We start from the raw sequence: 22,939 nt of genomic DNA, 5'->3' as shown, positions 1-22,939 counted from the left end.
AATACGTTAGTTTGGGGAGTCCTCGCCGCCGTTCATTTCCTGAATGACCTCAAGAACTTCGTTCAGGAACTCGCCGAGCTTTTTGCCGGAGTTCTTGTTGCGCGTCTTGAACGGCTCCCACTGGCTGCCAAGCAGCGACTTGACCAGCAGGATCGCCTTGAAGTGCGAGTCCTCGCACTCCGCCATCAGTACTAGGTCGTCCATAGACCAGTCGTCAGGATGCGGGAAACTGTAGGTGTGTCCCTCGAACTGAATCTTGATCCGCTGCCGCGGCTGACCCGCGGCATCTGACCTCTGCTCGGTATACGTGCGGGAGCGGTTTCGATTCCGGTTGTTAGACATGGGTACGCCGTCCTACGCCGTCATGATGAGAGACCCCCGCCGGACGGCGTAGAACGACGGGGGACGACTGGTTAGCGCTCATACGCGCATTTCTGGGGAAAGGCGGCCCGGATTCGGGCCGTGAAAGGGCCGCCCCATGTCGAAGGGGCGGAAGACATAAAGGGAAGCTCAGTGTCAACCGCAGGCCGCCACTTGTGGCTTTTCGGATCGGTTGCGAGCGAGCCGCCAATAGCATTGAGGTTGCCGTACATCGTCCGCGTGTCCGTGGCGGCGACGCCGGGGCTACGCAGCTCGGTATTGCGGCGAATCGTCGCCGCTAGCTGAGTCTTGTTCAGCACCATAGGCACGTGCATCGCATAGCAGCGCGGGCGCTCGATACCGAGGCTAGTCAGGATGCGGAGCGATTCGCGCATACCGCGGACCCATTCGGAGTCGCCTACGAGCCGGGTTACTTCAGCGATGACCATAGCGAGATCGCCACGGTACAGTGTCGGCACCTCTGCGATTGGCCTTGTAACGAAGAAGTCGTCATTCATCAATACGAAGTCGTCAGAGACTTCGGGGTGATTGGCCGCGGTCAATAGGTTGTGCTGAGACGACTGCCATTTGTGCGAGAACTGCTTAGTCGGCAGGTGTGTGGCCGTGTCGGGGTTGACCCAGTCCGGGAGTTCCCCCACGACGTAAACGCGGTCGTGGGGGAGATTCACCAGACTTCGCAACGAGTGCCGCAACCAAGGCCGGTCACCCGGACCAACCGGGTAGACGATGTCCATTACGCGGACTCGACAGGCCCCCAGGCAGGGGAGCCGGAGAACTTCAGGAACGGAACCGGGAGGATTTCCGGACCATTGCCGCGCTCAACGGTCATCATGATGGGCTTGCAAGAAAGCGTCACGTTGTAGCTGACCGCGCCGCCGCCAACGTATTCGATTTCGCCGCGCTCAATAACCTCCGCCACGGGGGCGTAAATACGAATGTGCTCGTCGCCGTCGATGACGTCGAAGACGAACGACCGCGGGTCAGGAGTCGGGACGATAACCGGGAGCTTAAAGCCATCGCCGCCGTCAGAGACAATGACAGAACCCTTGTGGAACAGCTCAAGAGTCGACTTGTTGGTCTGAATCAGCGTAAACGCAAGCCGCGCGTCAGACTCGGTCGTAACGGTCCGGACCTCTACGTTGTTCTGCCACGCGCGGAGAGATTCGGTCGACTCCTCGTAGCTCTCTACAACGCCCTCATCATTGTTATAGCCAAGACCCTTGAAAGCCGGGTCTAGAACTGACTTATACGTAGTCGGGGCGGCGGTGCCAACCGGCGCCACCTTCACCTCGCCGGTAATGGCTACGCGAACTTCATTGGCATCAAAAGCCATATTCTGTTTTCCTTACATGTTTTTGCGTAGCGACATCCGATACGAAAGCCATACGCGAGGAGCAATAAATACGCCGTCGAGATCGTCGTCAGACCACGCCCGAATAAACTGGTCTACCTCGTAGCAAGGGACCGTGAACGGCTGTGTCTGCACGGCCGTCAGCATGAACGCCTCAATCTGGTCTGCGAGGGCCACGGCCGCGTCCTCGTCCTCCGCGGAGACCATGACGTCAATCAGAGGTTTGTCGCGGAATACAGAGGCAGCGTCGCCGCGGGCGCCGTTGGTCGACCCGCCTTTGCGGCGAACGTGAATGAATCGGGCCGGGGCGGGCTTGGGAACCCGCGTTGCGGACTCCTCGCCAGTCAGCGCCTCAAAAGCTTGTACTAGTTCGGCTTCGATATCCATTAGGCGGCCTCCGCGGCATTGCGCAGGGGGGCGTACTTGTTCTCAATTGCGGGGCCGAGCATGTGAGCGGTTTTGACCGTGCCGACAACACGGGAGTCGATAGTCTCGGTAAACGCCTCATAGCTGAGGGGGCCCGTATCGTGAGTCGGCATGTTGTCATACGCAGTCACGGCAACGTGCTCCGCGATATCACCTAGCGCGTCTTCGACGGGCCCGGACTTAAGCATGTCTTCCATGCCGCCGTGGTCGAGTTCAATCCTGATTCGTGCGCTAGCCATCGATTCGCTTCAATCGCATTTCAGTGTGGTGATAGCCCTTGAGGGTGTTACAGACCTCGGGAACGCCGAAGATCTCAAACTCAAGACCGCGGCAACGAATGCGTTCGATACCTGTAATGGTCAGCTCGGGTATTTCCGCCATCAACAGCCATGTCATGACAGTAGGAGTGCGGCCGTCTTCTGCGATATCGGCTGTCGAGTCCTGTTGCAGCCACGCGTTAAACGGCTCCGAGGCGGTAGCCGGAGGGGTCTTGTAAGTCAGCTTCTTATTGCCGCGGTTGTCTGCTTCGTAGACGGGTGTCACGAGGACAGCCGTATCCGGGAACTTCGGGAGTCGCCTCATGCCGACTCCTCCATAAGGTCACGGAGGCAACATAGGCACTCGGCCGGATTCCGGCAAGCGTGCGTATTGAGTTCAGGGATCGTGAAGGCAATTGATTTGAGTAGCGGAATCTTGGCCGCTTCGCGGACCTCGCGCTTTTCGTCGTCGGTAAGAAACACCTCGCCGCGCGAGCTGTTGCCGCCGTAGCGATACGAGTACTGCGAGACCTGCTCCGAGGCGTAGCCGTCAGGATTCACGAGGAAACGCTTAGCCGCGCGTAGCACGATAGTGACAACGACGTCGGGGACCTGGGTTAGTGCCCCGTTCTCATCGGTCCAAGTAACCGGCCGAGCCGCGTGCCGCGCAAGCGCGGACGCGTCGGCTAGTGCAGAGTTGGCAAGGTCAGTGTCATCGACATCGACCCGCTTTTCCAGTTCAGTTAGGGGTGCCAGCGGGGGCAGCATGGCTAACCTCCGTTAGCTGCCTTGTAAGCCTCTGTGACGGCCTTCGGGAGAAAGCCCTTAGCGTTGCACTCAACGCCGTTCTCAGAAGCCCACGCACGAATAGCGGCGGGGGACATGTCCAGAGCGGGGGCGGCGAGTTCCGCCGCCCCCATCTGAATCAGATGATCCGCAATACCCTTGGTAACCAGGCGCTCAGCGCCCCGGGCGCTATTCGCGATACTGCGAAGCATCCGAATTCGGGGCATGGATCAGGCGGACTCTTCGACGCCGGTACCAAGCATCACGGCGCGAACGAACATGTCGGACTCGCCGACAGCGTCGACATCCTCGGCCGGGACGAATCGGTTCTTCGCGCCGTCCCAGTGGCCGCGGTCAGTAACAACAGCGGTGCCGCAGAACAGGTCTACGAGCGACTGGTCCGAAACCATCTCGTCCTCAAAGACCTGGAGCCAACGAAGGGCGTAGCCGCTGTCCGAGGTCGTGGCGCCCATGGGGGCACCCGCGGGGATCTTCGGAGCCCGGGTAACCAGGGCGAAGGCGGTGTCATGCAGCGCAACCGCAACGTCGTCCGGCAGGTTCTCATTGACTACGACGTTGAAGCCGCGGACGCGACCAATGGTCGCCTCTCGCAGGGCAGCGCTGGAGCCGCCATTCATCGACGCGTCGAGGAGGATCTCCGATTCAAGAAGGTTCTCTTCAATGCCGGGACCGACAAGGAGCGTACGGCCCGACTTGGGGACGTGCGCACGGTTGAGCCAACCGCGAGCCCTCAGCACGGACTGAAGCGGGTTGCTGTAGTTCCAGTTTACGTTGTTGGTGTACGTGGCGCCGGTAATAGTGTCGACGCACTCGTCATCAAGACCGCGGGTAACAGCTTCCACCTGGGGCTTAAGAATCTGCTCGCCGAAATCAGTGATATCAAGCGTCAGCTCTTCCGACGTCATGTCGGTGCGGTGAAACAGGTGCGTGTCGATCTTGACATCGACCTTGCGCTCTTCAAAGTTCTTCGCCGTGATGGCAGTACCAGAGCGCATCACTCGCTTACTCGCAGAGGTGTAAGCAGGGATCTTGATAGTAACGGTGTCGTTCTTCGCCTTGGTAAACTCAGACTCGCCAACCGTCCAAAAGACAGAAGGAGTAACAACCTCCTGCTTAAGCAGTTCAATCCCAAGGTCTACGATGTTCTCGGCCTTGAGGGGAGTAGTAGTCATTCAGTTGTTCCTTAAGTTATACCGCCGTATCAGCGACGGTTGCGCAGCTTCTCTGCAAGCGACTTGGCGTCGAACTTCTCCGGCGGATCGTCGGTGCCGTCCGCGCCGCCTCGCAGCTTCGTCGGCTTACGCTGGGGATTAGGCTTGTCAGAGCCCCCGAACATCGCTAGCAGTTCGGTGGCGTCCTCTTCTAGCTCCTCCTTGGTAGTTCCCTGGAGTCGCTTAGCCTGAGCGGCAGTAAGGCCCTTGGAAAGGGCAACCTCACTACGAAGCGAGTTGAATTCGAGATCAGCGGCGCGCTTTTCCGCCGCTTCGGCCCGCGCAACAGCCTTTTCGACCTCGGAAAGGTCAGCTTCCTTGCGCTTGGCCTCCTCGTCTTCGTACGCCTTCAGGCGCTTACGAAGGTTCGCGGCCTCGCGGTTGACCTTATTGATCTTGGCCGCGGCCCGCTTAGGGTCGAAATCCTCGTTGTCCTGCGAATCGCCATCCGACTCGTCTTCTAGGTCGTCGGTTTCGACGTCTTCGTTTTCGTTGTCCGTGTCAACCACGGGATAACCTCCAGGGTCTATTTACTTTTCTCCGCGTTATATGCGTCGCGGAAAGCGTTGATTGCATCCATTCCTGAATGCTTGGCGCCCGAGGCGCCCCATATATCACTGAACTTCTTGACCTGAGCGTCAGGCTTGTTCAGCAGCTCGTTACGAAACCGCGGCTCCGCCGTGCATTTGTCCGAGTCATGGGCCTTGAACCGGCCCATGTTCCTCTTGTACACGGCGCCGCGGGAAATCAGCATTGCGCAGAAATAGCAGGGCCAGCCAGTCATAGACACACGCTGGTATCCAACCATCGTGTTCGACTTCTGAACAGTTCGCATAATCGTGTCGCGGCTGCCGTTGTAGGTGTGCCTAAATGCGGACCCGCTCATGCGTTTGATCATGAGTTCGAGCGCGACGTTAGTCGGAACACCCTGGGCAATATCGGATTCAAAGATCCGCCAGCCTTGGCCGCTGAGCGAGCGCCACACCCACCGTTCTTGAAACGTCTTGTAAAAGACGTCGGTAGTGGTTCCGGCCTCGTCTGCAATGCCGTGCAAGTACAGCCAAGCAAGTGACTTGTTCGTCTCGTAGGCGCGCTCAATGATTTCAAGAATGTGCGGCTTTTGGTCGTTAAACCAGCCGTACATATCGTGAGTATCCGCGTTACGTAGTAGGCGCTCTAGTTCCGCTACTGCTTTGGTCGACACGTCCGCTACTTCGCGTTGGTGCCTCGTCGTCCGACTCGACGGCATTAGGATCGTCCCGCTCTATCTCTTCGTTCATGCCCTCTTCGGCCTCGAATGCCATTGCGGCCATTTGGTTCTTTTCCAGGGCCTTAGTCCAGCGGCGCACATCGCCGCGGGTAACGCCGGGAATCTTGCTCCAAAGTTCTTGGACGGGCACCTTAAGCATGGTGGCCAATTTGCCCAGAGCATCGGCAACCTGAGAAAGCGACCGGTTCTGCGCGTCGTGCCAAACGACAGAGGCGCCATAGTCTTCGGCGTCTTCCATGTCTCCGCGAAGATACGCAAGGTCGCGCATGATCATTTTGATGCCCTCTGCAAGGGCATCTTTGATCTCTTTGGCCTTAGCCTCCATGGCGGCGCGCGCTTCGGCAATGGCCTCCGCGCCCAAGTTGTTCAGTTCGCCGGTGAGGTAGTGCGGAGGAATCGAAGAGATAGCCGAGATAGTCTCTTGGTCGACGCCAACGGACTTGATGAAGCCGTCAAGTGGCGTCTCCGGCAAAGACCCAAACTTAGCGTCTGCAATCTCGCCGATAAGCATTCGGCTTTTGCTCATGCGGATTCGGTCTTCTTCCGAATCGATCGCAATACCGGTCGCATACCGGATCTTGAACGAGCCGTAGGTCTGAACCAAAAGCCGGTCCATAACCGTCTGGTTCAAACGGTCCTGAAGCGTCACGATAGGCCGAATCTCGCCGACGTACCGGCCGTCAATGTCCAGGTCGTACGTGTGCCGAATAACCGCGCAATGCGGCAGGCCCGACTCTGTAGGGTCTCCGGGCTTGTTCCATACCCAGCGGGTCTTACCGTCGCGGCCCTTGACCTCAGTACGGCTGAGATCGCGATACGTCCCGTCATGGCGCCAAAGAATGTACTTTTCCGTCGTCTTGCGGGTGCCAATGCGCTCTAGCGCGAAGGCCGGGCGCTCATCGTTCGCCGGATCAGCAAATCCCGCCATCATCTTCGACGGGGAGACCAGGCGGACCGCGGGCTTGTCCTCGTCGTCCTTGTACTGGACAGAGTAGGCAACGCCGTAGCGGAGCGCCCCACGAATCAACTGCCGCTGCCGAATCTGCATTCGGTTACGGTTCCAGTCCTCGTCAAAGCTCTTGGAGTTCTGCCCGAGTTCCTTCGACTTGCTCGGAATATAGCCTTCAACATATAGCAGCTGGGCAATATTCGAGATGATCAGCGGGACCATATTGGTAATCGCACGATCCGCAAGCGCCTTGTACTCGGATGAGCTTTCCGTGGGCGTGTACGGCGTCTTGTGACGGCCGTAAAAGTAGTCGTCACACTCTTTTACGTAGGTCTGCTCTTGTCCGAGCATTCCGATAAGCTGATCCGCGGCCTTCAGGTCGTCATCATCGACCTCGGCAAGGTCGAATTCGAGGTATTCGGACTCGTAGCCGTCAGTCTGGCTATCGCTAGTGACTGTAGCCATCAAGCCCAAACCCTTCCGGTCTTCTTTTTAGTTTTGGATTCCGCGTTCAAGTAGCGAGTACGCGCGAGGCGCGCGAGGATCATTGCAACCGCGGCGTCGATCTTGTCGGGGGAGCTAGGCGTGCGCTTTCGCAGGCCGATGCCCCATCGCGTCTCATGGGAGACGGCGTTCAATACGTGACGAGCGAGAATCGGGTCATCGTTGTGTGTGAACAGCCCTTCGGCGATCTCGTTGCGCACGAGTTCGCATTGCGCGACCCACTCGCGCTGATTGCCGCGGAGGTCATACGCGAAAGGCTGGGGGTCTAGGTCGCCGTGGCGAGCCCATGCCGACTTGTCAATGGCCGCCGCGAACTTCTCAGGCCACGTCACCTTGACGTACGACTCCCAATACGCGACGTCAGCAAAGAATGCAACGACGTTGTACGTGTCGAACGTCTGGGATAGCACGGCGTCGACAATCTCGACGCTGACACCTGCTCGCGGACCCTTTTTCTTGTCTTTCAGCGGCTCCCAAACGCGGATCGGGAATGTGAACCCGTCCGAGACGCGGCAGCCAACCAGGGCGGTAGCGTCGTTAGTGAGCGAGCCGTCGAAGCCGAGTACGATCGTCTCGCCGGGGAGAACACGCTTGTCGGTGTCCTTGATTGAGTGCCAGTCCTGCCAAGTACACCACGCGTCGCCGCGGGATACGGGCTGGTTCAGGTACTTCCGGCGGGAGTCGTCAGGGTCCGACTTGGGGTCGTAGATCCGGCCCATGATGGCCTGGATATCAGCCCATACGCAGTCGCCGTAGACGAATTCAAGTGCGGCTCGTAGTTGGTCCGGCTTATCGAGTTCAACGTCTGGCGCGGCAATCCGCGCGTCGTAAAGAATCTTGCCTAGCTTCTCGTCAACAGACGAGAGCGTGCGCCCCTCTTCTTGAGCAACCCATGCCGTATATGACGACTCCGCCTCTGATTCAGCTCCAGGCTTCCAGGCGTTGCAGGTCTCAATTAGGCGGGCGCCTGATTTAGTAACGTTGTCGGCAATAGTCGACATCAATTCGGGCCCGCCGTTAGTCGGGCCCCAATGCTCAGTCTCGTCAGCAATGACAAAGGTCGTCTCCGCCCCCTCAAGGGTGCGGAACGAGCTAGCAACAGCTTCTAGCGTGCCCTCCGGGGGCAAAAAGAGCTGAGTCTTGCCGACGTCCAGCGAGTAAGCCCGCTGGACTTTCGAGCCTTTGCCGCTGACTGCGCGAACAACGCGCATAGTGTTATGCGTCTGCGCTTCAGACGTTGCAACAATCTGAACCCAGGGCATTCTCACGGACTTGCCCCTTACCCGCAAATGCGGAGGCAAGTCCATAACACGATTCATGTCGTCATGCGCGAAACCATCGAAGCGCACAGGTCCGAGAAACTCGACCATTGACAACATAGCGGCGAAAGGGCTCTTGCCTGAGCCCTTGGCGAGCCGTCTCACGGCTCGCTGATACAACCAACGCCCGTCCTCGTCAAGCGAGTACCACCAGAGGAGGAACTGCATTTGCGAATCAACGAAACGGAACGGCATTCCGGCCTTCGGGCCGTTCGGTTGCTTGAGGTACTTCATGACCCAAGCGGCGACTTCATAGCCAAGCGTGAGCGGCGGTGCGCCGCTCGGCATCGTGATAAGTCGGCTACTCGGGCTGTTATCCTCGGTTGGCGTACTCCTCAATGATGGAATAGGCGTCGCGTTCATCGGGGTCAGCCTCCGGGGCCTTATTCAGCTCTAGCCGCAGTCGCCTGCGGTCGCCCTCCGTAACAAGGAGTCGCGCCATAGCACTATCAACCGCCTGAAACATCTGCGCACTCATGCGCGATGCCTTGAGGCAATTCGACAGGGCTTCACAAACAATCTGGGCATATGCCCAGTCGGAATCCTCGAAATAGTCGGACTGGCCCGACGTTTCGAGAGCGTCGTATAGCTGGATAGCAAGCGGGTGCCAATCAGCGTTGGCCGCGGGAATGAACGCCGCGCCTCGGGCCTGCCCCTTAGTCGTAGGGGTGCCGTCCGTATTGCGGCGGCGCCGCTGGTCTTCTCGCTTGGGAACAGGGCCGGTCTTCATGCGCTCTCCAAGGGTTCAAAGTCGGTAGCGAACTGCTCGGCAGTTCGGCTGTAGAAGAGAGCGCCCGTGAACACGAGCCAGTCAGTAGCCCGAACCACCTGCTTGCCCCCGCCGGACAGCACTTCGAGCGTGTACAGGTCCGTCCCAAGCGGGACGAGAAACCACGACTCCGCGCCGTTCTCCTGAGTCCAAGCGGCGAGCGCCTGAGCGGACGACTGCGAGCCGTCATGCTGGAACGCCGTAACCTCGTACGGCCTGCGCCTGTAGTTCATCGCACCGCCATCCGCCGGGCACCGAGGCGAATCGCCTCTGAGGCGGACTGCTCGATTGCGTCGATGTCGACCCGGAACGCCAAGTCACCTACAGTCACAACCGTGTCTGTCGGGGCGCCGTGCGCCTCAAGGATCTTGGCGACTACGTAGTTGAGCTGATCCGCGCTGAGCGCGGAGGCGCCTACGTAATCAAGCGCCTTCGCAGCGGCCCGGATCTCCGCCGGTCGGCTGGGGTAGCAGGAAAGACCCACGGGATTGCCTCCAGGGCATAGCAGCGGCCCGCTGTACGGCCCGTACAGCGGCTAATAGCATTGGTTGGTAGCTCGTTACCGGCCCCGCGGCGGCGGGGCTCTGAGCGCTTATAGACCCCTAACTGTCCAAGTAGGAGCCATAGCTAGAATTTGGCTGTCTAGCTGGGCAAACAGGCGTGTTCCGCCGATTGCCGCGGAGCGCTTCGCGACCCCTAGAACCCGTACGGTTCGGCAGCAGCTATGCGCACGGCGCCGCAGTTCCACCCCCGGGAGGGGGGACTCCCCCCATATGTCCTAATTTGAGATAATCCCAGGGTGTTTGACAGACTTGCCAGAGTATCGACGCATAACATCATTGTTTCGCTGTTTCATAGACTTGTGAGCGAATGAAGATGTTTTGCTTGAATGATGTTGCTTGCATAGAGAACGTAGATTATTGATTGAATGATTCGTATTAGAATCTATATGATCAACATCAGTAGCTTTGTTAGGACATCTATAAGGATGTGTATATGACTCCTTATAATCATGCCCTTGTACAGAACCACCAGGGAACCACGTGCAGCGGTACCCATCACGCTCTAGTGCTACTAGGCGTATATGCCCCCAGTCAGGGGGCAAGGGCTTAGTACGCCACCCCATATACGGCCCCTATGCGAGGGGCCTATATAAGGCCCCCTATATAGGGCCTCCCTGAGAGGCCCTGTTTTACCAATGTCAGAAGGCCCCTGAGAGAGTCGACTAGTGGAAAGGAGGAAACACTAGGACTCGATCCCAGGGGCCGTGAAAACGGCCCTGAGAGGCGGGAGAGAACGCCTCTGCGAGAAAAAAGGGGGTTAGGCCGTTATCGGGAGGTAGAAACGATCCGCAAAACCAAGCGATCCGCGGGAAGCGGATCGAATAGAACTGCGGATCAAAAACCCCGCCGCCAAACGCGGTCGGGGTGTTCTAGTAGCGGGAACCGGACTCGAACCAGTAACCGACGGATTATGAGTCCGTTGCTCTGCCAATTGAGCTATCCCGCGTCGCGCCCGCGAACGCGGACGACTTACCAAGTAAAAACTTCGGCAGTCCCGACAGGGAGGCCGAAGAGCAATGCTGCCTAGCTATAGGCGGCTCAGCCGCCGCTAGGTTGCTAGCGGCTCCGCTTGTGGCGGAGCCTAGTAGCTATGTAGTTGTAGCTAGCTAGTAACGGGATATCCGTAAGGATATCCCTTTTAAGTTGTTATGTAGTTATAACTAACTAGGAGAGCCCTTAAGGGCTCTCTCTAGCTAAGTAGGTAACTAGCTAGGCGGCTCAGCCGCCGCTAGGCGGGAGGCGGCGGAGCCTCCCGCTTAACTAACCCCTTCACTTAGTTACTTGGGTTAAAAGCTCGCCGGTTTAACGGCGAGACCCCTAGATGTGACCAACGTCACTAGATAGTTCTGTCCCGGATCGCCCGGCGTGGCCGCGGCGACCTCGGTGTTTACATGGCGAACACGCCTAGCGAGGCGCGATGCAACCCCCGTGGGGTTTGCAACGTCGCAAACGTGCATTCACCAGGGAACTCATACGAACGGCTAGTGATACGTCGGATGTCTGGATTGATTCCCGGGACGTCACTCGATCGGGGTGGCGTATGTCGTACCCCGTGGTTACGCTGAGTCCACGGCGTTTGTGAACTACCTCTCAGTAACTTCACATAATGCCTGGTCAGCGAAGTTAGGCCACCCTTGCTAGACAACCCTATGGTAGGGGTGTTACTGTCGAAGGCAGTGAGAAACCCGTTGTTTGAGAACTACACAGTGTGCGCATAGACCAGAGAGTGTCGGAAACCCGTCTTAACAGCCCTACCGTAGTGGTGTACGCTGCAATGCATGGGCCGATATGATGAAGAGATAACAACCCTTTCGGATGACGGATTGACAGCCGCACAGATAGTTGACCGCACCGGGATTTCCCGGGCTACTGTCTACACTGTGATGAAACGTCTACGTCCCGAACGTGTCAAGAAGCGCGTAACGACGTCTAGCTACGTGACTGTTCCCATTGACCCGAAGCACCGCAAACAACACGCGAACGACATGTTCCGCGCGCTAGAGCGGGATCGTGCGGGGGAGGAGCTGAGCGAGTGGAGTCGTTCGCACCTTGAAAAGTTTGTTGACCAGTTGAAGAACAAGACTTGGAGCTATAACGAGACCTTGGGCTTTTACTGGGTACCGAGAACCGAGGCACACGGTGGCAGGCCGTTTGTGGAGGAGAAGAACCTATAACCAAAACCTTTCAGTGCGCGATTGCAACGATGCTTTCGCGCACTTTTGCATATCCAGAGAAGGAAACCGCCATGTCCGTTGCCACAGATTCCGCAACCGCGGAGATCGTCAAACTTCAAAACACCGTCATTCAATTCGTGCGGGAGTCCGGCATACTCTCGCGCGCCGTCGCGTATCAGCCTATGGGCTCCGCGAAAGCTACTCTGGATGAGATCGAATACACAATTGAGTTGCACTGCTCGGCAAACTCAGTAATCGAGGAAATACCACCGAGAATGGAAGGACGCATTCACGTCATGGAATGGAGGATTTTGCATGAGTAACACGGTTGCTGCCCACGCGCATACGCCCATGGGGGAAAACCGCCGCCGCGGCGGGCCCGGAAATGGTCTGACTATCCTGAGCCACTCGCAGAAGGGACAGCTTGAGGACTGCCCTAGGCAATGGTGGCTACAGCGCGTGGCGCGAGATCAGTACGGAGACAAATTGAAGCCGCTGACCGCGGCTTGGTTTGACCAGGGCACCGCGGAACACCACGCATTGCAGTACTGGGAGCTGTCCGGCCGGACGGCGGACGCCGTCCAGCTCTTCTATGACGAGTTCGACAGGCTGATTGCTCAGCACCTCGCGAGCCACCCGTGGGAGTCGGAGTGGGTCCGAGGCGGGCGCGGCAAGACCAGGCAGGCCGACATTGACAAGCGCCGTGAGGTGGGCGCTGAGCAGGTCGCGCGATATGTCGAGTGGGCGCCGTTGCAACCGTTCAGGGTGTGGACGCTCCCGGACGGCGAGCCCGCGCTAGAAGTCGGGTTCAAGGTCATGCTTGGCAGTGTGACAGTGATCGGGTACATCGATGCGGTGTGGGAGTGGACTGACACAGGCAGAATCGAGCCGGTCGACTACAAGTCAGGCTCGAAAGAGCCCGCCACGGACGAACAGCTGGGGCTGTACGCCCGAGTTCTCGAAGCGCTGTTCGGCATCACGATTACGCACGGCCGGTTTATGATGCTGAAAGACTGGGACTATCGCGAGCGGGACCTTTCGATGTACACCCGGGAGCACTTGACTGAGCTGTACGCCGAAGCGGAGCGGGTGAAGCTTTCCGGCGACTACCCGGCCAAGCCGGGCTCGTGCTTCACGTGCATGATGAAAAAGCACTGTTCAGACGCAGTGTGATTTTCTTTTGCCTACTAGCTTGACAGCCCTATTGCAGGGCTGTTAGGCTTGCGTCAGCAAGTTGAATCGCACCGAAGGAGCAAGGCAATGAACACGAAGCGACTCCCCGCCAACACGATCCGATTCCACATGATCGACAACCACGGCGTGTCCGAGGAAATCATGGGGTGGCCTGCTCAGAAAGTGATCGACACCTACGGCGAGCAGGTTGCTCGGGAGCTGTCCGAGGAGCCGCAGCCCGTGACCAACGAGGCCCTGAACGCTATGAAGATTGAAGGGCTCAAGATGGCTCGTGCGTACCTGTCGGATGCCGAGCAGAGGCTTACTGAGGTCACCGAAGCGCAGCGCAAGTACGTTGATGCGGGCAAGCCGGAGGGCATGTACGAGATCACCTGGAAGATTCGCATTCGCAAGGACGCGGAGCGGCTTCAGGAACAGTGGAAGATGTGGCGAGACCTCAAGAAGCAGTATGGTCTCTGAGTCCTTAATCTGGGAGCCCCGTAAAGGGGGCGGGGCTCCCGTGTTATCGACTTAGACAGACAAGGAAGGCAAGACTATGGAACTCACGCCGAAGCAGCGCGAAGCGCTCCAGACAATCGCAGACAACCCGATGAGTGTCGTTGCGTGGGCTCGATTCTCTCAGCTCAAGGACATGATCCGAATCAACGGAAACCTTGAGCAGGGCCTTGCGCGTGAGGGACTGATCCGCGAGGTAGGTACCGGCCGTGAGGTCAAATTCAGGCACCAGGGTACGTGGTCTAGCTCCGGTGAAATCAAGGCTTGGGCGCTGACCGTTTCCGGTCGCGCGGCACTGCGAGGCGACACTAGGACGAAAGCGCAGCGCATTCAATCCGCGCGCGATTCGATCCTGGGAAGTCTTGCAGCTACACAGAAGCCAATCAGCCCGTTCGGACTCTGAGTCTTTAGCCTGGTGATCCGGCCGAACCGGATCGCACGGGTTAGGAACTCAGACACAGAGACTTTCAAAGGAGCAATCATGACACTGAAATGGACTAGGACGCCCTCGGGTGTCTACGAGGCCGAAGAGTCGGGCTACTCATTCCGAATCAAGAAGGCGGGCACGCAGCCCGGCAACAGGACCGTTGCTCTCCAGGTCATGCACGACGGGGAAGACCGCTGGTTTCACCACGACACATACACCCGCGCAGACGGCGCGAAGCGCGCCGCGGCTCGGTATGTCGCTGCGGGTTGGGCGCTTCACGATGGGGTTCGGACGACTCCTGAGCGCCCCTCTGAGGCTCCCGCGGAGCCGACTTCTGACCCGACTACCCTGGAGCTGATTGCACTCGGCTACGACGCTGCGAGCTACCGTCTCGACGCTATGGCCGCGGTTGTCCGCGGCTGGCTGATCGCTGAGACGCTCAACCCGTTCAACGACTCGTGGCTGATGTCGTTCATTGCCGACCGCCACAGGATCTAGGGAGTGTGAATGAGCTACGTAGTGTGTTGCAAGCCGCCCACCGCGCCGGAGTCCCGCGGGCCCGGCGGACTCACACTGGATGAGGCATCAGATGCTGCCGAGGAGGCGTCCCGAGAGACGGGGCTGACTTACCGCGTACGTGACGAGTCTACCGGGAGGCGTGTGTTGGAGTTCTGGTGTGGCGCCCTAGTGCTCGCTCCTACAGAAGACGAGACCGAGAAGGAGGGCCAATGACCCCTGAGCAGGAGACCAAGGCCGAAATGCTGGCGCTGCTCATGACTGAGCTGGACGTGTCTATCTGGAATGGAGTTGTCAGCCTGACCAACGATCAGAAAGGCCCTCGCATCATCCGAGTAACTAACGAAGATGCAGAGAGCGCCTGGAAGGTGACCGACAAATGACTGCCTACCCCATCACTATCGAGCTGAGCGAGTCCGAATGCGCCATGATCCGCAAGTTGATCAGCGGCGAAGAGAACGAACTTGCCAAGGCGCTCTTTGATGGAGTGATCTCCGAGGAATACAAGGAGCACAACTCCAAGAAGTTGGGGGCCCTTATGAAGCGGCTTCAGGCCGCGGAAGGACTCCCGCGGTAGACACAAGAAAGCCCCGGCCTACAGGCCGGGGCTCTTGCGTGCTCGCTACTTGTGGGCAGCTTCGTACTGCGCTACCACGTCTTGGGGAATGCGGCCCTTGGCGCCTACCTCAACGCCGTTCTTCGCTGCCCATTCCCGGATAGCCGCGTTCTGCTCTTTGTCCGCGGCGGTGCCCCGAGACGATCGCGCCGGGGCCTTGGTGCCGCGGCGATCGGTCTTGACTTCGCGAGCCTCTTCCAGATATGGGGCCAGAAAATCCCGGATCTTCTTGGCATTCTTCGGGCCTAGATCAATCTCGTACGTCCGGCCGTCGATACCGAACGTCACGGGCTCGGCTCCTGCGGAGCCGTCTAGGTCATCGACGTAGACTGTTTGCCTTGCCATGCTGCTACCTCCCGGCCTTGCTTGCCTTAATCTCGTCAAGCATAAGGTATAGCGACTGAGAACGTTTGTCTACCGGAAGCGCGTCTAGCGCGGCCTCTCCGTACTCGACTCCGCCGCGGTAGTCGCCGGACCTCGCGAGCATGAGCCCGCGGTGCAACTCAACGTGAGTCTTGAAACGCACCATGTTCGCCGGGCGATACTTGTCGACCTCGGCCTGCCAGTACTCCGCCTCCGGGTCACCGAGGCGGGCGTGCAAGAGCGAGGCGACAACGCACAGCCGCCAATACGGGTAATTGAAATCCGTAACCTGATCGTCGGGACTGATCGCATCGTAGACGCGCAGCACGTGATCCCAGGTGTCTAGCGCCTCGTTAGTGAGGCCGCGAGTAGTCAGCGCATGGGCCTTGCCCATGAGCGCGTTCAACAGCCCGGCGGAGGGCGTAGCGCCTGCGAGCGTGATGGCCTTGTCCGCGTAGCGCAATGCCGAGGGCGTTGCGGCGCCCTCGTAGCCGAGCGCGAGGGCCGCGCGGCCCGCTACCCATACTTCGGTATCGCGGTCCTGTGATCGGTGCGCGGCTACCGCGGCGAGGTCATACCACTCGATTGCCTCGGATGGGCCTTTCGTGGTCTTGCCGTAGATCGCCATGGACCGCGCCGTGATCGACCACATCTGCGGAGAGTCCTGAGCGTGCTGCAACACCGCGAGGTCCGCGGCGAGCTGGGTTTGCACAACGGTGGCGCCATCGGCCATGTAGGAGCGACCCAGGCCGTCTAGCTGCTCCTCCCAGTCATCGCCGGTAGGCCGGGCACCGAGACGGCTGGTGAACCCGGTACGGAGGATTTCGGAGGTCGCCTGCGGGGCAAGCAGGGCCCCGGCGAGACCTGTCACGATATCCCGGCGCCTCATGTCAGTGCTCTCACGGATCGCTCGTTCATATGCCGAGAGTATCTCGGGAGTAGCGCTCCGGCGCCCGTGTTCAACGTTCGTTAGGTGGCTCTCGGATCTCTGGGCTAGGCGGGCGACCTTGGACAGTTTGACCCCGGCTTCCCTGCGCCGCTGGCGAAGCTGGCAGCCTTGCTCTGCATCGGTAGTCATCGTGAAAACCTCTGAAAGGTCAAAGTTCGGGCGGGCTACTAGATAGGCACATGTCTGTGACTGAGACTACTCCTATGAGCGAGATCAGAGAAGACCAGCGGCATGAGACCGCGGATGAACGCCGGGCGCGTCGCATCCTTGCGCGCCACCAAGACGACGGGACAGGACACTGTACGTACCATCTGCAAGAGCACAACTACCTGGTTGCGATCAAGGACTGTTCAACGCGGAATTGGGCCCTTGCTGTACTCACCCCGTCGTCGTCCGGCGGGTCGACGTGAAGGAGCTGCCCTCGACGTACCCGGACGCGGAGAAAATTGGTTGGATTCGCTCCGAAGATATCGAGCACTGCGGCCTGTCGCTCCGCATGACGATCACACCCGGCGATCGTGTCGTGCAGCTCTGGGAGCTGGTAGACGACTGGCCGGTGAAGTGGTTCGGGAATGCCTTCCGCATCCACGCGGATCAGCCGGGGCTGTACCTCAACTACGAGTACTCACAGCGACTTACGTTGCGGCAGAAGGATTCGCTAGCCCGCGTAGCGGCAAAGTTTTGGATGTCTTAGCGCTGCTCAGGTCAGAGGCGGCCCGATTAATGCCCGGGCTTCTGCGCCTCACCGGGGCGGGTAGTGGGGCTTAGCTGGCGCGGCTCTCTGGTGGGCTACCCGCCCCGTTTCTCTGCGTTCCCGCAGGTCAACGACCGCGGGAAATTTCTTTGGACCCCGGGTAGACAGACCTAGCATAGGTCTGTTAAGCTAGTGTCATCGCAAGGGAAAGCCCGAGAGGGCGGAACCGAACGAAGCCGTTGTTACAGAACTAAACAGTGTGTAGCTCGCTAAGGGATTAGCCGTTGAGTGCCCCATAGAGCGTTGAAACCGCCAGTCGAATATGCACCAAGGGGTGTTGGCGAAAGAACCACGGACCTACTACCTAGTTGTAGGCCCTGATTTCCCGGCTTTCGCCGGGAGGTGCGGGGGAATCAACTAGAGAGGCAAGACAATGATCAACATCCTTACCGCCGCGGTCTGGCGGGTCGAGTTCGCTAACGACTACTCCGCGAACGAACCGGAGTGGACGCCCTGTCGCGAACCCGGCGGAGAGATCAAGCTCTACAGCTTGGAAGACGCCGAGTCGGCCATGGCGGAGTGGAAGTCGTTCAACCCGCACAAGCTCATGTACCGCGTCAACACGGATGACGACGCGATCGAGAACTACTAGCAAGGCGCCCCGGCCGCTTGAGAGGCCGCAGGTTCACGACCTAGCCGGGGCACTCAGAAGAATTAGGAGCAAGTCATGCGCTACCTCGTTTCAGACAACAACAAGGAATGCACGTCCAAGATTTGCTATTGCTGGATGTGCAAGGACCGCGATACGTGCGAATACGGCGGCTGCAAAGCCCCCCGTGCGACCGAAGAGAATCAGAAGAAGTACGGAAAGTACCTTCCGCTGTGTGTGCGCTGCGCAGGGTTCGAGTTCCGTCGCAACCTCAAATGGTCGAACTAACTTCTAAAGGTTGGCCTTTCCGGATCAGTCATTGATCCGGCTAGGGGAGTCTTTAGAAAGAGGGGTCAAGCATGGAGAATCTTGGAACCTGCTACAACAGGGGAATTCCCAAGACTGAGTTGGCTGGCTGGAAGTGTGAACGACCGGCCGTGCTGCTAACCAAGCGCGGTGAACCCATCTGTCAGGATTGCAAAGACAGAAGTCGAGAAACCACACGAAACATGGCGCACAAAGGGTTTGGAATCCATGCGGACGAATGCCCGCAGGATTGCGACCGACCCGTAAAGGGGGAGCGGGCACAGTGGTACAACCTGAAAGACGGTTGGATGCTGGTGGACGCGCTCTCTAACGGGTTCTACTCGGAGCACGATCCCAGCCAAGATGTTGGAATTGAGTACGAGGACATTTTCAAGATGATGTCGGCCCGCGAGCTTGAAGGGTGTCTTTTCCACCCGGTTGAGCGAGTCAAGAAGACAGCTCTTGCTGAGCTGGAATCTCGTGGCTAGTAATTGCCTGTCCGACTCGACTTACGTCGAGTCGGTAGGGGAGCAACTAGAAGGAGAAAGATCATGGACCTTTCAAAAGTCCGCTTCGGCCTCAAGTCCGGTCGCATCACGGTCAAGGGCACGAGTGACGAAGGGCTCTGGACGACTGTCGATGTCTACCGGGACGGCACGCGCGGCCCCTACGACCTCTCGTTTACGCAGATTAGCGTGGACAACGTTCACTCGGACGGGCGGCTGCACCTGACCGCGGATCAGTTTGACGCCCTCTTGGACGCGATGACCGCGGCTAAGAACGGCGACTTCGGGAAGTAGCTGAAGCCTCAATACGAGGGCCGGAACAGCGATTAGGTTCCGGCCTTCCTTTGTAGCTTTAGAAGGAGAGAAGATGAACTTCAGCCTAGAAGACTTTGAGACGATTCTCGACTCGCTCTCATACGCCTCTGCCGACCGGGAAGGCCGGTCGGAAAACGAGAAGCTTGACCCGGAGACCAGGGACTTCCTCATTGAGTTGTCTCTGAAGGGCCGGGAGCTGTTCGAGCGCATTCAGCGCGAGGCGTACGGAACCAAGCTTTAGCCGCTGCTCGATAGAACGGGGGCCGATTCGTTGGGGATCGGCCCCCTTGGCATTGGAGATTGAATGTACGCAATCAGGTTTCCGCGCTGTGCGCGGGCTAAATCACGCACTTGGGAAACTCCGGACGAACCTATCAACCTACTCGACCAACTCAAGACCGCCGGTTGGGCGGGGACTGTGCAAGTGGTCAACCTAAGCAATAATCAAATCGTGTATACCAAGTACGTTTGCTCATGAGAGGAGCACCGAAGTGAAGATCCGAATTCAGCGCAAGTACCGCCGCGTCCGGCTTGACCGGACTGAGCTTCAGGTGGCTACCGCGGCCCTCGCCGCGTATCACGCGCAGTCCGTCAGTGACGGGCTGGCGGCTGAGACTGAAACCGACTACATCATTCAGTCCGGTCTGACTGTCAAGACTGCGCACCTGCGGGGGCGCCTGATCTTGGCTCAGCGCGGGCTCTAACTTCATAGGCTCTTATAGCTCAGTTGGGAGAGCGCCGCTCTTACAAGGCGGGTGTCCCGGGTTCAAGCCCCGGTGAGAGCACGCAACCAAGAGAAAGGACACGCCGTGTTCAAGAAGACAGCTGTTGTCGTCTCGTCCGACTCGGACGGCAACTTCACCAAGGCAGGCAAGCCCAAGTCCGCGGGGGCGGCTAACCGCGAGGTTGCGAAGCTCCGCGAGGCGGAGCCTGAGCAGGACCACACCGTGGTTTCCTCGGACATCGTTAAGTAGTCAATTCGGAGCAGGGCCTACGGGCCCTGCTCTTTGTTGAACGGTTAACGAGCAAAGGAGCAAGGCAGTGGAGGACAAGAACTGCCCGAGCTGCAAAGGCACGGGCAAGACCACGATCAAGCATCGTACGGGTTCGTTTGAATCCAAGTGCAACCAGTGTGACGGCACGGGCGTTCCGATCAAGGTGTTTTTCACCTGCGGGTATACCAACTGCGGTCACGTCGTGGACTCGCCGAACTGGATTGATATCCAGTCCTACGACAGCGACAAGCGTCGGATGATTCAGCACTACAAGGACGAGCACACCAAAGCGGTTTGCACGTACTTCCCGAACAAGCCGGGTCAGATTTTCTCTGACTACTGGCGCTACGACGGCATTAACGACGCTATCGGGCCGTCGCTTACCTACGGCGATGAGGTCACCTCGTGGGCTGACCTCTGCAAGATCGAGGGCCGCGCATGACGAAGCCCGAGTTCACTGACGAAGAGCGAGCCGAGATTGCCGCGGCTGTCAGCCAAATCAAAACGCATGTAGACATTCGACGTAGCGACGCTAAACCCGGTCGCGACACGTCGGAACTGGACAAGCGCTCGAAGACACAAGAGTCCATCCTCAAGAAGTTGCGAGGTGAGGAATGAACACGTACCGTGTCAGTGCATCGACTGGCATTGATCAGGAGCCGAGTGTCATGGCAATTGACATGCCGCTGGAGAAGGCTTGCAGATTCGCTCAAGAGCGATCGGAGAAGTACCCGCTTCTCGTGTACAAGGTCACCAACCAGGCAACCGACTATGTTGCTGTGACTTTCACGAGCGGCGTAGGCGACGTTTAACTGAATATGCCGCGAAAGCGGCACTGCGCAAGTGGCGGAATGGCAGACGCGCGGGATTTAGGTTCCCGTGTTCTTCGGAACGTGCGGGTTCAAGTCCCGCCTTGCGCACTGAGAGCCCCGCAGGAGAGCGGGGCTCTTTGGTATAAGGAGCAACATTGACTAATTCTGGTGAAATCACTGCCTACGACTTCCGCTCGCAGATTCAGGCGGGCATCGCTTGGCTAGAGCAGAATCGCCCCGGCAAGCTGGCTGAGATCGATCTTGCAGAACTGGACCTGTACGACATGTGGAGTTGCGTGCTGGGGCAGACCGGCGGGTTTATTGCGGATGACGTTCGCGACTCCGTTGGGTCTCTTGCTCCGAACGCGGTGAACCCTTGGGCGGATGCCCGCGGGTTCCGCGTTTCGGACCCTCTCTTCTACAACGAGGCGAGCGGGTACGGTGCCGCCTACGCTGCGCTGACTGAGCAGTGGCGCGAGGCGATCAAGAGCCGCCTGGGCGCCCTGGTTCCGGCCTAGGGTAGGTCGTATTGCAAAGCCTGTTTAGAAGCCTCTCAGAGGCTCGCCAGACGGGCGTAACGAAGCCGTTGCCGATGCCGTGGCCCGAGCTGTCACGCATGGGCGCCGTGATCCGGCGCGGTCAGGTCCATATGTGGACCGCCGCGCCGGGCACGGGCAAGACGGCTACGACGCTCAACTACATTTCAGCGCCCGATGTCCGGGCGAACGTCTCGACTATGTATTTCAGTCCTGACAGTGACATCATGACGATTGCGCCTCGCATGATCGGCATTATGGAGAACTGGGAAGTTCGCAACGTCTTCGACATCTTTGAAGACGAGAAGCGGGCGAAGGATCAGGACAAGGTACTTGAACTCAGTAAGTCACTAAAGCATATTCAATGGTGTTTTGACTATCCACTCACGTTCGATGCTGTGAATCTCGAAATGGAGGCATACGAAGCTGTTCACGGGCATAGCCCGGACTTGGTAGTACTCGACAACGTACGTGACGTCAAGCCCGACGACGGCTCAGACGGCGGCGGCGACTGGCAGTTGCAGAACTCAGTGGTCGACTTCTTTAAGGAGTTGGCGTATAAGACCGGCGCCGCGGTAGTGCTCTTGCACCACCTGACCGGCGACATGGAAGACGGCGACAAAATCCCAACACTGAAATCAGTGTCTGGCAAGGTTGGTAAGAATGTTAGGCAAGTGATCGGGTTCTTTGCCCCTGATCCGCACTCGCTAGGCGCGAGTGTGCTTAAGAACAGCAGTGGTCAAAAGCACTTTGAGGGCGAATACGTCGACTTTCCCTGGAACAGGGCTACTCAAGTTATCGGGTAAGGAGGACAAGTGAACAAGCCGCGGGCTATCAACGGCTTGGAGGAGGACGCCACGTACGCTAAGAAGTGGTTTCACTGGCGTCCGGGAGAGCGTAAGAAGATTAAGCAGGCAATGAATCGTCGCTTCCGGCGACAGGCACGACAGGAGCTAGCTAGTGAATGACGACGAAATCAAGGCCAAGTATGAGGAGCTGGTCAAGTTCCTGAATGACAACGACTTTGAAGCACCCGGGGCGGAGGAGCTTTGGATTAAGCATGACTTCAACGCCACCCGATTTGTGTCTTACAACGCCTTCAAAGGGGAGTGGTCCTTTACAGGATGACCCGCACGCCGTGCCCTGACTGCGCGGCTAGGGGGATAACTAGATACCCGAGTTGCAAGTGCAAGCGGCCCCATCCTAGGGGCCGCTGCCATACCTGCCATAGGGCAACTCTGAAACGCCGCACAGCGGCCTCTCACGACGCTTACGTATGTGATACCTACGGGCTTGCGCCCGGCGAGTATCAAGAGCTATACGAGGCTCAGGGGGGCCGCTGTTTCATTTGCCAACGCGCGACGGGCGCAAGCCGTCGCCTTGCTGTCGACCACGATCACAAGACCGGCCTAGCCCGGGGCTTGCTGTGCAAGCCCTGTAACCGAATGCTCGGGCTGGCTCGTGATCTAGCCGAGTTCTTTGAAAGAGCAATCGAGTACCTACGAGATCCACCCGCACAGCGGGTGCTTGGGAATCGCTATCACAAGGATTTTAGATGAAACACCCTATTCGAGACATGCTGATC

Annotated in this window: 39 protein-coding genes and 3 tRNA genes; 24 read left to right on the top strand and 18 right to left on the bottom strand. The window is 58.6% G+C overall.

Translation table 11 applies throughout. The features are described 5' to 3' along the window. Nucleotides 1–6: 6 nt before the first annotated feature. The 16 genes from ACFFXY_RS17860 to ACFFXY_RS17785 form a co-directional block, all read right to left on the bottom strand. The gene (locus ACFFXY_RS17860) at nt 7–342 is read right to left on the bottom strand and encodes a hypothetical protein (protein WP_382353458.1); all 336 of its coding nucleotides are present in this window, start codon (nt 340–342) and stop codon (nt 7–9) included. Between the two features lie 71 nt (nt 343–413). After that, nucleotides 414–1,115, bottom strand: a complete 702-nt coding sequence (locus ACFFXY_RS17855) for a hypothetical protein (protein ID WP_382353455.1) — start codon at nt 1,113–1,115, stop codon at nt 414–416. Continuing rightward, nucleotides 1,115–1,714 (bottom strand): phage tail tube protein, encoded by a 600-nt coding sequence (locus ACFFXY_RS17850; RefSeq protein ID WP_382353452.1) that lies wholly within the window; start codon nt 1,712–1,714, stop codon nt 1,115–1,117. The genes ACFFXY_RS17855 and ACFFXY_RS17850 overlap by 1 nt, the downstream gene beginning before the upstream one ends. 12 nt (nt 1,715–1,726) lie before the next feature. Then, nucleotides 1,727–2,119, bottom strand: a complete 393-nt coding sequence (locus ACFFXY_RS17845) for a hypothetical protein (protein ID WP_382353449.1) — start codon at nt 2,117–2,119, stop codon at nt 1,727–1,729. Further along, nucleotides 2,119–2,397: a hypothetical protein gene (locus ACFFXY_RS17840; protein ID WP_382353446.1), complete on the bottom strand. Its 279-nt coding sequence runs from the start codon at nt 2,395–2,397 to the stop codon at nt 2,119–2,121. Before ACFFXY_RS17840 ends, ACFFXY_RS17845 begins: the two co-directional genes overlap by 1 nt. After that, nucleotides 2,390–2,740, bottom strand: a complete 351-nt coding sequence (locus ACFFXY_RS17835; protein ID WP_382353443.1) for a hypothetical protein — start codon at nt 2,738–2,740, stop codon at nt 2,390–2,392. Before ACFFXY_RS17835 ends, ACFFXY_RS17840 begins: the two co-directional genes overlap by 8 nt. Further along, entirely contained in the window at nt 2,737–3,183 is a 447-nt protein-coding gene (locus ACFFXY_RS17830; RefSeq protein WP_382353440.1) for a hypothetical protein, read from the bottom strand. The genes ACFFXY_RS17835 and ACFFXY_RS17830 overlap by 4 nt, the downstream gene beginning before the upstream one ends. A gap of 2 nt (nt 3,184–3,185) precedes the next feature. Continuing rightward, on the bottom strand, nt 3,186–3,299 hold the full coding sequence (locus ACFFXY_RS17825) for an Lsr2 family DNA-binding protein (protein WP_382355489.1): 114 nt from the start codon (nt 3,297–3,299) through the stop codon (nt 3,186–3,188). Between the two features lie 132 nt (nt 3,300–3,431). Beyond that, entirely contained in the window at nt 3,432–4,394 is a 963-nt protein-coding gene (locus ACFFXY_RS17820; protein ID WP_382353437.1) for a phage major capsid protein, read from the bottom strand. Nucleotides 4,395–4,423: 29 nt separating this feature from the next. Continuing rightward, on the bottom strand, nt 4,424–4,942 hold the full coding sequence (locus ACFFXY_RS17815) for a hypothetical protein (protein ID WP_382353434.1): 519 nt from the start codon (nt 4,940–4,942) through the stop codon (nt 4,424–4,426). Nucleotides 4,943–4,959: 17 nt separating this feature from the next. Beyond that, nucleotides 4,960–5,637 carry a VG15 protein gene (locus ACFFXY_RS17810; RefSeq protein ID WP_382353432.1) on the bottom strand — a complete coding sequence of 226 codons (678 nt, stop codon included), beginning with the start codon at nt 5,635–5,637 and terminating at the stop codon, nt 4,960–4,962. Next, nucleotides 5,594–7,117, bottom strand: coding sequence for a phage portal protein (locus ACFFXY_RS17805; protein ID WP_382353430.1), 1,524 nt, complete (start codon nt 7,115–7,117; stop codon nt 5,594–5,596). The genes ACFFXY_RS17810 and ACFFXY_RS17805 overlap by 44 nt, the downstream gene beginning before the upstream one ends. Next, the gene (locus ACFFXY_RS17800) at nt 7,117–8,709 is read right to left on the bottom strand and encodes a terminase large subunit domain-containing protein (RefSeq protein WP_382353427.1); all 1,593 of its coding nucleotides are present in this window, start codon (nt 8,707–8,709) and stop codon (nt 7,117–7,119) included. The genes ACFFXY_RS17805 and ACFFXY_RS17800 overlap by 1 nt, the downstream gene beginning before the upstream one ends. A gap of 79 nt (nt 8,710–8,788) precedes the next feature. Next, nucleotides 8,789–9,205, bottom strand: coding sequence for a phage terminase small subunit (locus ACFFXY_RS17795; RefSeq protein ID WP_382353424.1), 417 nt, complete (start codon nt 9,203–9,205; stop codon nt 8,789–8,791). Further along, entirely contained in the window at nt 9,202–9,477 is a 276-nt protein-coding gene (locus tag ACFFXY_RS17790; RefSeq protein ID WP_382353421.1) for a hypothetical protein, read from the bottom strand. Before ACFFXY_RS17790 ends, ACFFXY_RS17795 begins: the two co-directional genes overlap by 4 nt. A gap of 1,203 nt (nt 9,478–10,680) precedes the next feature. Next, nucleotides 10,681–10,753: transfer RNA gene (locus ACFFXY_RS17785), tRNA-Met, on the bottom strand. Between the two features lie 832 nt (nt 10,754–11,585). Here ACFFXY_RS17785 and ACFFXY_RS17780 point away from each other — a divergent pair. The 8 genes from ACFFXY_RS17780 to ACFFXY_RS17745 all read left to right on the top strand — a co-directional run bounded on the left by ACFFXY_RS17780 (nt 11,586) and on the right by ACFFXY_RS17745 (nt 15,190). Further along, nucleotides 11,586–11,981, top strand: coding sequence for a helix-turn-helix domain-containing protein (locus tag ACFFXY_RS17780; RefSeq protein WP_382353418.1), 396 nt, complete (start codon nt 11,586–11,588; stop codon nt 11,979–11,981). Between the two features lie 71 nt (nt 11,982–12,052). Further along, entirely contained in the window at nt 12,053–12,304 is a 252-nt protein-coding gene (locus ACFFXY_RS17775; RefSeq protein ID WP_382353415.1) for a hypothetical protein, read from the top strand. Continuing rightward, nucleotides 12,297–13,154 carry a RecB family exonuclease gene (locus tag ACFFXY_RS17770; RefSeq protein ID WP_382353412.1) on the top strand — a complete coding sequence of 286 codons (858 nt, stop codon included), beginning with the start codon at nt 12,297–12,299 and terminating at the stop codon, nt 13,152–13,154. The genes ACFFXY_RS17775 and ACFFXY_RS17770 overlap by 8 nt, the downstream gene beginning before the upstream one ends. A gap of 87 nt (nt 13,155–13,241) precedes the next feature. Then, nucleotides 13,242–13,634 carry a hypothetical protein gene (locus tag ACFFXY_RS17765; protein WP_382353409.1) on the top strand — a complete coding sequence of 131 codons (393 nt, stop codon included), beginning with the start codon at nt 13,242–13,244 and terminating at the stop codon, nt 13,632–13,634. A gap of 76 nt (nt 13,635–13,710) precedes the next feature. After that, complete coding sequence (locus ACFFXY_RS17760) at nt 13,711–14,073, top strand: hypothetical protein (RefSeq protein WP_382353406.1); 363 nt, start codon at nt 13,711–13,713, stop codon at nt 14,071–14,073. Between the two features lie 78 nt (nt 14,074–14,151). Next, nucleotides 14,152–14,595, top strand: coding sequence for a hypothetical protein (locus ACFFXY_RS17755; protein ID WP_382353403.1), 444 nt, complete (start codon nt 14,152–14,154; stop codon nt 14,593–14,595). Between the two features lie 230 nt (nt 14,596–14,825). Next, entirely contained in the window at nt 14,826–14,996 is a 171-nt protein-coding gene (locus tag ACFFXY_RS17750; RefSeq protein ID WP_382353400.1) for a hypothetical protein, read from the top strand. Then, nucleotides 14,993–15,190, top strand: a complete 198-nt coding sequence (locus tag ACFFXY_RS17745; protein ID WP_382353397.1) for a hypothetical protein — start codon at nt 14,993–14,995, stop codon at nt 15,188–15,190. Before ACFFXY_RS17750 ends, ACFFXY_RS17745 begins: the two co-directional genes overlap by 4 nt. A gap of 45 nt (nt 15,191–15,235) precedes the next feature. Here ACFFXY_RS17745 and ACFFXY_RS17740 read toward each other — a convergent pair whose 3' ends face one another. Both ACFFXY_RS17740 and ACFFXY_RS17735 read right to left on the bottom strand, forming a co-directional pair. Then, complete coding sequence (locus ACFFXY_RS17740; RefSeq protein ID WP_382353394.1) at nt 15,236–15,517, bottom strand: histone-like nucleoid-structuring protein Lsr2; 282 nt, start codon at nt 15,515–15,517, stop codon at nt 15,236–15,238. Between the two features lie 61 nt (nt 15,518–15,578). Further along, entirely contained in the window at nt 15,579–16,670 is a 1,092-nt protein-coding gene (locus ACFFXY_RS17735; protein WP_382353391.1) for a helix-turn-helix domain-containing protein, read from the bottom strand. A gap of 277 nt (nt 16,671–16,947) precedes the next feature. Between ACFFXY_RS17735 and ACFFXY_RS17730 the strand changes: the two genes are divergently transcribed. From ACFFXY_RS17730 to ACFFXY_RS17655, 16 genes are all read left to right on the top strand, one after another. Next, on the top strand, nt 16,948–17,235 hold the full coding sequence (locus ACFFXY_RS17730) for a hypothetical protein (protein WP_382353388.1): 288 nt from the start codon (nt 16,948–16,950) through the stop codon (nt 17,233–17,235). Nucleotides 17,236–17,668: 433 nt separating this feature from the next. After that, nucleotides 17,669–17,887: a hypothetical protein gene (locus ACFFXY_RS17725; protein ID WP_382353385.1), complete on the top strand. Its 219-nt coding sequence runs from the start codon at nt 17,669–17,671 to the stop codon at nt 17,885–17,887. Between the two features lie 75 nt (nt 17,888–17,962). Further along, on the top strand, nt 17,963–18,172 hold the full coding sequence (locus tag ACFFXY_RS17720) for a hypothetical protein (RefSeq protein ID WP_382353382.1): 210 nt from the start codon (nt 17,963–17,965) through the stop codon (nt 18,170–18,172). A 71-nt stretch (nt 18,173–18,243) separates the two neighbouring features. Then, nucleotides 18,244–18,678, top strand: a complete 435-nt coding sequence (locus ACFFXY_RS17715; RefSeq protein ID WP_382353379.1) for a hypothetical protein — start codon at nt 18,244–18,246, stop codon at nt 18,676–18,678. Between the two features lie 63 nt (nt 18,679–18,741). Beyond that, complete coding sequence (locus ACFFXY_RS17710) at nt 18,742–18,990, top strand: hypothetical protein (RefSeq protein WP_382353376.1); 249 nt, start codon at nt 18,742–18,744, stop codon at nt 18,988–18,990. Nucleotides 18,991–19,063: 73 nt separating this feature from the next. Next, on the top strand, nt 19,064–19,252 hold the full coding sequence (locus tag ACFFXY_RS17705; RefSeq protein ID WP_382353373.1) for a hypothetical protein: 189 nt from the start codon (nt 19,064–19,066) through the stop codon (nt 19,250–19,252). Nucleotides 19,253–19,502: 250 nt separating this feature from the next. Next, a complete protein-coding gene (locus ACFFXY_RS17700; RefSeq protein ID WP_382353370.1) occupies nt 19,503–19,715 on the top strand; it encodes a hypothetical protein in 213 nt (70 codons plus the stop codon). 8 nt (nt 19,716–19,723) lie between these two features. Continuing rightward, a tRNA-Val gene (locus tag ACFFXY_RS17695) sits at nt 19,724–19,796 on the top strand. 24 nt (nt 19,797–19,820) lie between these two features. After that, nucleotides 19,821–19,985, top strand: coding sequence for a hypothetical protein (locus tag ACFFXY_RS17690; protein WP_382353367.1), 165 nt, complete (start codon nt 19,821–19,823; stop codon nt 19,983–19,985). A gap of 67 nt (nt 19,986–20,052) precedes the next feature. After that, nucleotides 20,053–20,448: a hypothetical protein gene (locus ACFFXY_RS17685; RefSeq protein WP_382353364.1), complete on the top strand. Its 396-nt coding sequence runs from the start codon at nt 20,053–20,055 to the stop codon at nt 20,446–20,448. After that, a complete protein-coding gene (locus ACFFXY_RS17680) occupies nt 20,445–20,624 on the top strand; it encodes a hypothetical protein (protein ID WP_382353361.1) in 180 nt (59 codons plus the stop codon). The genes ACFFXY_RS17685 and ACFFXY_RS17680 overlap by 4 nt, the downstream gene beginning before the upstream one ends. Before the next feature lie 219 nt (nt 20,625–20,843). After that, a tRNA-Leu gene (locus tag ACFFXY_RS17675) sits at nt 20,844–20,926 on the top strand. A gap of 47 nt (nt 20,927–20,973) precedes the next feature. Beyond that, nucleotides 20,974–21,336, top strand: coding sequence for a hypothetical protein (locus tag ACFFXY_RS17670; protein ID WP_382353357.1), 363 nt, complete (start codon nt 20,974–20,976; stop codon nt 21,334–21,336). 98 nt (nt 21,337–21,434) lie between these two features. Beyond that, a complete protein-coding gene (locus ACFFXY_RS17665; RefSeq protein WP_382353354.1) occupies nt 21,435–22,160 on the top strand; it encodes a DnaB-like helicase C-terminal domain-containing protein in 726 nt (241 codons plus the stop codon). 154 nt (nt 22,161–22,314) lie between these two features. After that, on the top strand, nt 22,315–22,482 hold the full coding sequence (locus tag ACFFXY_RS17660) for a hypothetical protein (protein ID WP_382353351.1): 168 nt from the start codon (nt 22,315–22,317) through the stop codon (nt 22,480–22,482). Beyond that, nucleotides 22,479–22,913 carry an endonuclease VII domain-containing protein gene (locus tag ACFFXY_RS17655; RefSeq protein ID WP_382353348.1) on the top strand — a complete coding sequence of 145 codons (435 nt, stop codon included), beginning with the start codon at nt 22,479–22,481 and terminating at the stop codon, nt 22,911–22,913. Before ACFFXY_RS17660 ends, ACFFXY_RS17655 begins: the two co-directional genes overlap by 4 nt. The last annotated feature ends 26 nt before the right edge of the window (nt 22,914–22,939 follow it).

The sequence above is a fragment of the Glycomyces mayteni genome (assembly GCF_042428885.1).
Classification (GTDB): domain Bacteria; phylum Actinomycetota; class Actinomycetes; order Mycobacteriales; family Micromonosporaceae; genus Glycomyces; species Glycomyces mayteni.
Note: the sequence above shows the minus strand (reverse complement) of the source record. Positions and strands in the feature narration are given on the sequence as shown.

Excerpts from the sequence above, each read along its gene's own strand:
- ACFFXY_RS17860 (WP_382353458.1), bottom strand. The coding sequence starts at position 342 with ATGTCTAACAACCGGAATCGAAACCGCTCCCGCACGTATACCGAGCAG.
- ACFFXY_RS17855 (WP_382353455.1), bottom strand. The coding sequence starts at position 1,115 with ATGGACATCGTCTACCCGGTTGGTCCGGGTGACCGGCCTTGGTTGCGG.
- ACFFXY_RS17850 (WP_382353452.1), bottom strand. The coding sequence starts at position 1,714 with ATGGCTTTTGATGCCAATGAAGTTCGCGTAGCCATTACCGGCGAGGTG.
- ACFFXY_RS17845 (WP_382353449.1), bottom strand. The coding sequence starts at position 2,119 with ATGGATATCGAAGCCGAACTAGTACAAGCTTTTGAGGCGCTGACTGGC.
- ACFFXY_RS17840 (WP_382353446.1), bottom strand. The coding sequence starts at position 2,397 with ATGGCTAGCGCACGAATCAGGATTGAACTCGACCACGGCGGCATGGAA.
- ACFFXY_RS17835 (WP_382353443.1), bottom strand. The coding sequence starts at position 2,740 with ATGAGGCGACTCCCGAAGTTCCCGGATACGGCTGTCCTCGTGACACCC.
- ACFFXY_RS17830 (WP_382353440.1), bottom strand. The coding sequence starts at position 3,183 with ATGCTGCCCCCGCTGGCACCCCTAACTGAACTGGAAAAGCGGGTCGAT.
- ACFFXY_RS17825 (WP_382355489.1), bottom strand. The coding sequence starts at position 3,299 with ATGTCCCCCGCCGCTATTCGTGCGTGGGCTTCTGAGAACGGCGTTGAG.
- ACFFXY_RS17820 (WP_382353437.1), bottom strand. The coding sequence starts at position 4,394 with ATGACTACTACTCCCCTCAAGGCCGAGAACATCGTAGACCTTGGGATT.
- ACFFXY_RS17805 (WP_382353430.1), bottom strand. The coding sequence starts at position 7,117 with ATGGCTACAGTCACTAGCGATAGCCAGACTGACGGCTACGAGTCCGAA.
- ACFFXY_RS17800 (WP_382353427.1), bottom strand. The coding sequence starts at position 8,709 with ATGAAGTACCTCAAGCAACCGAACGGCCCGAAGGCCGGAATGCCGTTC.
- ACFFXY_RS17795 (WP_382353424.1), bottom strand. The coding sequence starts at position 9,205 with ATGAAGACCGGCCCTGTTCCCAAGCGAGAAGACCAGCGGCGCCGCCGC.
- ACFFXY_RS17790 (WP_382353421.1), bottom strand. The coding sequence starts at position 9,477 with ATGAACTACAGGCGCAGGCCGTACGAGGTTACGGCGTTCCAGCATGAC.
- ACFFXY_RS17780 (WP_382353418.1), top strand. The coding sequence starts at position 11,586 with ATGGGCCGATATGATGAAGAGATAACAACCCTTTCGGATGACGGATTG.
- ACFFXY_RS17775 (WP_382353415.1), top strand. The coding sequence starts at position 12,053 with ATGTCCGTTGCCACAGATTCCGCAACCGCGGAGATCGTCAAACTTCAA.
- ACFFXY_RS17770 (WP_382353412.1), top strand. The coding sequence starts at position 12,297 with ATGAGTAACACGGTTGCTGCCCACGCGCATACGCCCATGGGGGAAAAC.
- ACFFXY_RS17765 (WP_382353409.1), top strand. The coding sequence starts at position 13,242 with ATGAACACGAAGCGACTCCCCGCCAACACGATCCGATTCCACATGATC.
- ACFFXY_RS17760 (WP_382353406.1), top strand. The coding sequence starts at position 13,711 with ATGGAACTCACGCCGAAGCAGCGCGAAGCGCTCCAGACAATCGCAGAC.
- ACFFXY_RS17755 (WP_382353403.1), top strand. The coding sequence starts at position 14,152 with ATGACACTGAAATGGACTAGGACGCCCTCGGGTGTCTACGAGGCCGAA.
- ACFFXY_RS17750 (WP_382353400.1), top strand. The coding sequence starts at position 14,826 with ATGACCCCTGAGCAGGAGACCAAGGCCGAAATGCTGGCGCTGCTCATG.
- ACFFXY_RS17745 (WP_382353397.1), top strand. The coding sequence starts at position 14,993 with ATGACTGCCTACCCCATCACTATCGAGCTGAGCGAGTCCGAATGCGCC.
- ACFFXY_RS17735 (WP_382353391.1), bottom strand. The coding sequence starts at position 16,670 with ATGACTACCGATGCAGAGCAAGGCTGCCAGCTTCGCCAGCGGCGCAGG.
- ACFFXY_RS17725 (WP_382353385.1), top strand. The coding sequence starts at position 17,669 with ATGATCAACATCCTTACCGCCGCGGTCTGGCGGGTCGAGTTCGCTAAC.
- ACFFXY_RS17720 (WP_382353382.1), top strand. The coding sequence starts at position 17,963 with ATGCGCTACCTCGTTTCAGACAACAACAAGGAATGCACGTCCAAGATT.
- ACFFXY_RS17715 (WP_382353379.1), top strand. The coding sequence starts at position 18,244 with ATGGAGAATCTTGGAACCTGCTACAACAGGGGAATTCCCAAGACTGAG.
- ACFFXY_RS17710 (WP_382353376.1), top strand. The coding sequence starts at position 18,742 with ATGGACCTTTCAAAAGTCCGCTTCGGCCTCAAGTCCGGTCGCATCACG.
- ACFFXY_RS17705 (WP_382353373.1), top strand. The coding sequence starts at position 19,064 with ATGAACTTCAGCCTAGAAGACTTTGAGACGATTCTCGACTCGCTCTCA.
- ACFFXY_RS17680 (WP_382353361.1), top strand. The coding sequence starts at position 20,445 with ATGACGAAGCCCGAGTTCACTGACGAAGAGCGAGCCGAGATTGCCGCG.
- ACFFXY_RS17665 (WP_382353354.1), top strand. The coding sequence starts at position 21,435 with ATGGGCGCCGTGATCCGGCGCGGTCAGGTCCATATGTGGACCGCCGCG.
- ACFFXY_RS17655 (WP_382353348.1), top strand. The coding sequence starts at position 22,479 with ATGACCCGCACGCCGTGCCCTGACTGCGCGGCTAGGGGGATAACTAGA.